Genomic DNA, 7,582 nt, shown 5'->3' with positions numbered 1-7,582 from the left:
GGCGGCCACTTTGTCCGCATGATCCTGGGCAAAACCGTTGTAGATCTGCTCGTCGTGCTGGCCGTTGTCGCCGATCAGCAACCACCGCATGTCCGGGAATTCCTTCGCGAGCCGCTCAAGGTTCTTGTGCTTGTGCTCCTGCCCGCTGCGGAACCAGCGGTCATGGGTCAGGCCCCAGTCCGTCAGCAGGAGGGCACCGGCCGGGTACATGTTCCGGCCCAGGAAGCGCGCGAGGGTGGGTGCGGCGTTCCATGGTCCCGTGGACAGGTAGATGACGGGAGCTTCCGGGTGTTCAATGGTCAGCCGGTCCAGCAGGACCGCCATGCCGGGGGTGGCCATGCGGGCCCGTTCGCTGAGCACAAAGGTGTTCCACAGCGCCAAGAATGGCCTCGGCAGGGCGGTGACCATGACGGTGTCGTCAATATCGGACACAATGCCGAACCTGGCCTCGCTGTCAATGACCTGGATCAGCGTCTCTACGGGTTCTGTTCCCTCAGCACGCAGGACGGCCGTATGCCAGCCGGGGGAGAGCTGAACGTCCACCACCGTGTCAATGAGTCCGCCCCGGTCTGCCTTGACCCGGGCCACCACGCCGCCGATGGTGATCTCTACGTCCGTGTACTGGAGGGGGACGCCGGTGAAAGCCCGCCACCCCCGTACGTTCTGGGTTCCGTTGCGGGCTGCGTGTTCGGCCTCGCTGCCCGGCGCGGGCTTCTTTGTCAGCAGGACCCTGCCGAGCACCCGCACCCAGCTTGTGGAGCCGTAGCCCTGATAGGCCACCGTTTGGGGCGCAAAGTTCCAGCGTTTGGCCAGCAGGATGCGGACGCCGTTGACGGCGTCGGATATCCGGTGCGCCAGCCGGAAGAGCTGCGTGCCCGAAGGCTGTGCCTGGTGCGGAAGGTTGTGCGTTGCGTTCTGAGGAGCCCTGTCCATGCTTACCACTCTGCCACAGCCGAGACCCGGCGAGGCAAGACGGCGGCATCAGCCTCCTTCCGTGACGTCAGCCCTCGCCGAGGATCCACCGCAGGGTCTCCGCGTTCCGCACGGCGTTCCCGCCGCCGTCGTTATTGAAATAGGCGTAGACGTCCTGACCGGCGCCGGCCCACTCGCGGATGCGGTCCGCCCACCAGTGCAGGTCAGTGTCCGAGTAGGATCCGCCGTACAGATGCTGGTGGTCGGGGCCGTGCAGCCGGACGTAGACGAACGGCGCCGTGGTGCGCAGGATGCATGGCAGGTTGGCGCCGCTCATGATGCAGTAGGCAGCCTGGTGGCGTTCGAGCAGGGAGTAGACGTCCTGATGGTCCCAACTGGGGTGCCGGAATTCCACGGCAACCCGGATCCACCACGGAACAGCCGCGAGGAAGTAGTCCAGCCGGGCGTCGTCGCGCCCCATCTGGGGAGGGAGCTGGACCAGGAGTACCGCGCGTTTGTCACCGAGCTCGTGCCAGCAACGGGCAATGCGCTCGATCCATACGTCCGGTGCGTATAGCTTCTTGCCATGGGTCAGTCCACGCGGAGCTTTGACGGAGAGCTGGAAACCGTCGGGCAGCCTGCGCCGCCAGCTGGCGAACGAGGTATCCCGCGGCCAGCGGTAGAAGCTGGCATTTAACTCGACAGTGCTGAAACGGGCAACATAATGCTGGAGCCGGTCGCGGGCAGGCAGGCCGGGCGGGTACAGGACGTTCTCCCAGTGGTCATAACTCCAGCCGGAGGTGCCGATATGAATGGCCATGGTCAGCAGTGATCCGATTGCGACGCGCAGTGCATGGTGCCTCCGGAGGTCAGGGCCGGCAATCAATTCAGGCTACACCGCCGGACTTCACCATCCGGGGCGCTCCATGTGGCACTGTATTGGAATGGCGCGGATTGAAGATTACGCAGTTGTAGGCGACCTCCACACCGGCGCGCTGATCAGCACTGAGGGATCCATCGACTGGCTGTGCCTTCCGCGGTTTGACTCCCCGGCCTGCTTCAACGCCCTGGTGGACACACCGGAGTCCGGGCGCTGGCTGCTTGCGCCGGAGGGCGGCGGCACCTGCACCAGGCGCTCCTACCGGGAGGGGACCCTGGTGCTGGAAACAGAGTGGGAAACGCCCGAGGGCACTGTCCGGGTCATCGACTTTATGCCGCCACGCGACGAGGTGGCGGACATCGTGCGGATCGTGGAGGGCGTGAGCGGCAGCGTCAGGATGCACGGCGAACTGACCTTAAGGTTCGACTACGGGCACATCGTTCCCTGGGTCCGGCGTGACAAGCACGGGCTCCACGCCATCGCGGGACCGGACGCCGTGTACTTTGTCACCGACGCGCCATTGCACGGGGAAAACCTGCACTCCCTCAGCGATTTCACCGTCCAGGCGGGGGAGCGCGTTCCGTTCGTCCTGACGTGGGCTCCCAGCCATGTGGGCCGCCCCCACACCGTGGCAGCCGAGGAGGTGCTGAGTACAACGCTTGCCTTCTGGCGGGGCTGGGCTTCGCAGTGCACGGTCAAGGGAAAATACCAGGATGCCGTGGCGCGTTCGCTGATCACGCTCAAAGCCCTGACCTACGCACCCACCGGCGGCATTGTCGCCGCCGTGACCACTTCCCTCCCGGAACAGATCGGCGGTCCGCGCAACTGGGATTACCGCTACTGCTGGCTGCGGGACGCCACCATGACGCTGCAGGCACTGTTGGCTGCGGGCTACACGGCGGAGGCGGCCGCCTGGCGTGACTGGCTGCTCCGGGCCGTGGCAGGGGACCCGGCCGATCTCCAGATCATGTACGGGATCCACGGCGAACGCCGGCTGCCGGAGATGGAATTGCCGTGGCTTGCCGGGTATGAGAACTCCAAACCTGTGCGGATTGGCAACGGCGCCGCCGAGCAGCTCCAGCTGGACGTCTGGGGCGAGGTGCTGGACTGCCTCGCATTGACCCGGAATTCCCTGCTCAAGCACACGGATGAATCCTGGGAGCTGCAGGTGACGTTGATGGGGCACCTGGAAAAAGTCTGGGACCAGCCGGACAACGGGCTCTGGGAGATGCGCGGGCCGCGGCGCCATTTCACCCATTCCAAGGTGATGGCCTGGGTGGCCGCCGACCGCATGGTGAAGGGTGTCCGCGACTTCGGGCTTCCGGGCCCGGCCGAACGCTGGGAGGCGCTGCGCGACACTATCCACCGGGAAGTGATGGCCAATGCCTTCGACCCGAAGCGCAACACCTTCACCCAGTCCTACGGGCGGCCCGAACTCGACGCCAGCCTGCTGCTGATTCCGCGGGTGGGATTCCTGCCGCCGGATGATCCCCGCGTGCTCGGGACAATCGAAGCAATCCAGCGTGAGCTCACCGAGGACGGTTTCGTCCTGCGGTACCGGCCAGCCGACAGCGACGACGGACTCCCGGGGGATGAGGGCGTCTTCCTCGCCTGCTCGTTCTGGCTGGTGGAGGCCCTCCTGGGCGCAGGACGCGCGGAGGAATCCACGGCACTCTTTGAACGGCTTCTGGAACTCCGCAACGATGTGGGCCTGCTCAGTGAGGAATGGGGCGTTAAAGCCGCCCGGCACCTGGGCAATACGCCCCAGGCATTCAGCCACTTCGCGCTGGTGACAAGCGCCCTTGAGCTGCACCAGGATACCGTCCGCCGGAGCGATACCCCTATCCCTCCGGAGACGGAAAGGGTAGGGCGTTAGGGGTCCCGGGGCCAGGTGGCACTACTGCCATCCTCAGGAAGTAAGTATACTTACTAAGACTGATGATGCGCTTCAGGAAATCACAGCGCAGTGACTGAATGAGGGGTAAGCGGAATGGCCGGATACTTTGAACTGGTGGATGCGCCTGACGGTGGCTACAGGGTGAGAATGATGGATGGTTCCGGGAACCTGATGGCCATCTCCGTGACGTTTCCCACCAAGCGGGCCGCCGTGAAGGGCGTCGAAATGGCCCGCGAAATCGCCGGAACGGGCCTGATCAGGGATCGCAGCAGCAATGGCGCTGGATCTGTTATCCGGGATCGGGTCCGGCCGGTGCCGTCTTCCAAAGAGAAGGCTGCTCCCCGTGGCAAGAAAACCGGGTCCGTGCGCGCCTCCGTCGGATGATGGTCAACCCGGGCCGGAGCCAAGGCCAAAACCTCGGCGCGAACCAGGGCCAGCCACCACGAGCGGTCCACATCCCCGGGCAGGTCCAGGGCTCAGCCGGACAGGGTCCCGGGGGCCCGGCCCAGCGGCCGGCCGTCCTTTTTGACCTTGACGGGACCCTTGTGGATACCGCCTATCTGCACACCCTGGCCTGGTGGAATGCCTTCCGCATGCAGGAATACGACATTCCCATGGCGGCCATACATCGCTGCGTGGGCATGACGGGCAGCCTCCTGGTTGACACCCTCCTGCCCCCTGGCCGCGACCGGGATGCCGATTCTGAAATAATGGCCAGCCATTCCGCGGTCTATGCCCAGAGCTGGGCGTCTCTGCGGCCTTTGGACGGCGCCAAGGAACTCCTGGCCCAGTGCCACGCCCGCGGGCTTGCCGTGGTCCTGGCCTCCTCGGCGCGCAAGGCCGATCTGGCTGCCGCCCGGAAGGCGCTGGACGCGGATGCGTTTATCCATCACGCCACAGGCCCGCACGACGCCAAGGCAAGCAAGCCGGCCCCGGACATCCTGATTGCCGCCCTGGAAGCCGTCGGGGGTTCAGCGTCCGCTGCAGTCTATGTGGGGGACGCAGTATGGGACATGAAGGCCGCCGTCGCCCTGGGCGTCCCGGGCATCGGCGTCACCTGCGGTGGAACCGGTGCAGCAGAACTCCGGGAAGCCGGAGCGACGGAGGTTTTCGATGGTCCGCGTGACATCCTCGAAAACCTTCACCACAGCGCCATCGGCAGGCTGCTCGCCCTGGGACCGCGGACCGCAGGAGCCTAGAGCTGCCGGCGGTCCGGGTTGCCCGGGTTCTCCTCGGTGTAGCCCTCCGCTTCCGCCATAACGGGCTTGACCCACGCGACGCTGACCTTGACCGCGCCGTCCTCAGTCCTTTCCACCTCTTCCACCACTTCCGAGGCAGAAGCCCCCATCTCCATGATCCTGGTGCGATAACTTGCGAGGAGCTGGGTCAGGCTCTCCTCCGTCCATTCACCGGGACGAATCCGGGTGGAGATCTCAACGGGTTCCGGCTGGTAAAGGGCCATAACGGCGTCTCCTCATGTAGGGCAGGGTCAGAATCGGGCAAGGTAAAACCTGTTCGCTTCCTACGCTAGGAGCCTTCACTGGCTGGCACAAGGAAATTCATCAGCATGCTTACTTTTTGGCTCGTAACCCGTTAGCGTCGGATTACGGAGAACCTCCCTATTTCAGAGAAAGGCCAGCCATGAAGGCACTTACTTGGCAAGGAAAACGCTCAGTCCGTGTGGAAGAAGTCCCGGACCCGGTGATCCAGGACCCCACTGACGCGATTGTACGGATCACGTCCACTGCCATCTGCGGCTCTGACCTCCACCTCTACGAGGTGCTGGGCCCCTACATGCACAAAGGCGACGTGATCGGGCACGAACCCATGGGCATCGTCGAGGAAGTGGGCAGTGCCGTCACGAACCTGCGCAAAGGCGACCGTGTGGTCATCCCCTTCAACATCTCCTGCGGCCACTGCTACATGTGCAACCAGGGGCTGCAGTCCCAGTGTGAGACAACCCAGGTCAAGGACAAGGGATCAGGCGCCGCCCTCTTTGGCTACTCGGAACTGTACGGTTCAGTTCCCGGTGGCCAGGCGGAGTACCTTCGCGTACCCCACGCGGATTACGGCCCGGTGAAGGTCGGCACCGAACTGCCGGACGAACGGTACCTGTTCCTTTCCGACATCCTGCCCACCGCCTGGCAGGCAGTGGAGTACGCGGATGTCCCGCCCGGCGGCACACTGGCAGTCTTTGGCCTGGGGCCGGTGGGCCAGTTCGCCGGCCGGATCGGCGTCCACCGCGGGCTGCGGGTCATCGGAGTGGACCCGGTGCCCGAGCGGCGCGCCATGGCCGCCCGTCACGGGGTGGAAACGCTGGACTACAGCAAGGGCATCGCCGATGAGCTGCGCGGGATGACGGCCGGACGCGGGCCGGATGCGGTGGTTGACGCCGTCGGGATGGAAGCGCACGGTTCCCCGGTTGCCGGGTTCGCCCATCAGGCACTCGGCCTGCTGCCGGACAAGCTGGCCCAGAAGGCGATGGAGACAGCCGGTGTGGACCGCCTCGCTGCGCTCCACACGTCCATTGACGCGGTCCGGCGGGGTGGAACCATTTCCCTCAGCGGCGTTTACGGCGGGCAAGCCAGCCCCATGCCGATGCTGACCATGTTCGACAAGCAGCTCCAGGTGCGGATGGGTCAGTGCAACGTGCGGCGCTGGACTGATGATCTCCTGCCGCTGGTGGAGGACGACGCCGATCCCCTGGGGGTCATGGATCTGGTCACCCACCGCTCGGGGCTGGAGGGTGCCCCCGCCCTCTACGAGAAGTTCCAGAAGAAAGAGGACGGCTGCATCAAGGTGGTCCTCAACCCCGGGCAGTAGAGCGCAGGGGTTTCAGGTGTCAGAGCGGCAGCAGCGCCGACAGGTCCGCCCGCAGTCCCGACGCCGTCACCTTGCCCGCATCGACAGCCTCCGCCCAGCTCACCTTGCCGGTGACTATCCCGAGCCAGGTGGCGGCGTCGCACTCAACCACGTTCGGCGGGGTTCCGCGCGTGTGCCGGGGCCCCTCCACGCACTGGGTGACGCCGAACGGCGGCACTCGGACCTCCACGGAATTCCCCGGTGCCCGTGCGGTGACCTCTTCAAGGGTGTACCGGACCGCCGTCGCGGTAACAGCCCGGGGGACAGTGCCCGACGGCGAGCCGGCAGCTTCCTGCCACGCGGCCAGCGCCGCCTTGCCCTCTTCGATGCCGATACGACGGCGAGCTATGGCCATGCGGGCGGAGTCCCCTTCCGGAAACAATCTCAGTAATCACCTGTGCGAACGCGAGTACTCCGGACGGACGAACTCGGGTAGCCGCGAAGTCAATTAGGGTAGCGCGAATACTGGCGGCGGAGTAATCCGTCCGGGCATGGTGGTAACAAGGCTCATCGCAGAGTCGGCAGCAGTGAACAGCCCGGCCCCCACAGGAGGGGAGATCCATCCAGGGCTTCCGCCACCGGTTCGATGTGGCGGACGGGACTGGCCGCCGGCATCTCCGCCCGGCAGTCCCTTCACTGACACCCACAACAGCGAAGGACCGCTCATGCCTCCCCTTCCCCTGGACTTCAACGATGCCTTCCGCAGTATCACCGGCGGGACCTTCAGCGAGTTTTATGCCGAAATTTCGCCCTATTTTCCGCTGGCAGTTGCCGGCGTGATCGTCTGGGGCCTGTGGCTGTACCGGTTCATCCTTTCCCACCGCGCCGGCCCGATCCTCACGGACTTCCGGGCGTCAACGTCGGTGGTAGTCCCGTCCTTCCATGAGGATCCGGACATCCTGATGAGCGCCCTGGAATCATGGCGGGCCCAGCAACCGGACGAGATCATTGTGGTCCTGGACGCCGAGGACCTGGACGCCTACCACCGGATCACTGCCCTCGGGGACGGGACCATCCGGCCGGTCCTGTTC

At 65.3% G+C, this 7,582-nt stretch carries 8 protein-coding genes and 1 pseudogene; 5 read left to right on the top strand and 4 right to left on the bottom strand.

Annotated features, from left to right (window positions below):
• Together DBR22_RS05845 and DBR22_RS05840 are read right to left on the bottom strand one after the other, a co-directional pair.
• The coding region (locus tag DBR22_RS05845) for an App1 family protein (RefSeq protein WP_108598212.1) at positions 1-933 on the bottom strand (933 nt) is incomplete at its 3' end.
• A 67-nt stretch (positions 934-1,000) separates the two neighbouring features.
• Positions 1,001-1,732 carry a DUF72 domain-containing protein gene (locus DBR22_RS05840; RefSeq protein WP_108598214.1) on the bottom strand — a complete coding sequence of 244 codons (732 nt, stop codon included), beginning with the start codon at positions 1,730-1,732 and terminating at the stop codon, positions 1,001-1,003.
• Between the two features lie 124 nt (positions 1,733-1,856).
• On the opposite strand from DBR22_RS05840, the gene DBR22_RS05835 reads away from it, so the two are divergent.
• From DBR22_RS05835 to DBR22_RS05825, 3 genes are all read left to right on the top strand, one after another.
• Positions 1,857-3,668, top strand: coding sequence for a glycoside hydrolase family 15 protein (locus DBR22_RS05835; protein WP_108598211.1), 1,812 nt, complete (start codon positions 1,857-1,859; stop codon positions 3,666-3,668).
• A 114-nt stretch (positions 3,669-3,782) separates the two neighbouring features.
• The gene (locus DBR22_RS05830; RefSeq protein ID WP_108598210.1) at positions 3,783-4,073 is read left to right on the top strand and encodes a YegP family protein; all 291 of its coding nucleotides are present in this window, start codon (positions 3,783-3,785) and stop codon (positions 4,071-4,073) included.
• On the top strand, positions 4,070-4,888 hold the full coding sequence (locus tag DBR22_RS05825; RefSeq protein ID WP_308810184.1) for an HAD family hydrolase: 819 nt from the start codon (positions 4,070-4,072) through the stop codon (positions 4,886-4,888). Before DBR22_RS05830 ends, DBR22_RS05825 begins: the two co-directional genes overlap by 4 nt.
• On the opposite strand, the gene DBR22_RS05820 is transcribed toward DBR22_RS05825, so the two are convergent.
• Positions 4,885-5,151 (bottom strand): hypothetical protein, encoded by a 267-nt coding sequence (locus DBR22_RS05820; protein ID WP_108598209.1) that lies wholly within the window; start codon positions 5,149-5,151, stop codon positions 4,885-4,887. The two genes, DBR22_RS05825 and DBR22_RS05820, sit on opposite strands and share 4 nt — an antisense overlap.
• Before the next feature lie 179 nt (positions 5,152-5,330).
• On the opposite strand from DBR22_RS05820, the gene DBR22_RS05815 reads away from it, so the two are divergent.
• Entirely contained in the window at positions 5,331-6,512 is a 1,182-nt protein-coding gene (locus DBR22_RS05815; protein ID WP_108598208.1) for a zinc-dependent alcohol dehydrogenase, read from the top strand.
• Positions 6,513-6,531: 19 nt separating this feature from the next.
• On the opposite strand, the gene DBR22_RS05810 is transcribed toward DBR22_RS05815, so the two are convergent.
• Positions 6,532-6,906 (bottom strand): sterol carrier family protein, encoded by a 375-nt coding sequence (locus tag DBR22_RS05810; protein WP_108598207.1) that lies wholly within the window; start codon positions 6,904-6,906, stop codon positions 6,532-6,534.
• A 310-nt stretch (positions 6,907-7,216) separates the two neighbouring features.
• Between DBR22_RS05810 and DBR22_RS05805 the strand changes: the two are divergent.
• Positions 7,217-7,582, top strand: a pseudogene (locus DBR22_RS05805) (hyaluronan synthase); the annotation flags it as partial.

This window comes from Arthrobacter sp. HMWF013 (genome assembly GCF_003061105.1).
Taxonomy (GTDB): domain Bacteria; phylum Actinomycetota; class Actinomycetes; order Actinomycetales; family Micrococcaceae; genus Arthrobacter.
This window is presented reverse-complemented; position numbering and strand designations above follow the sequence as displayed.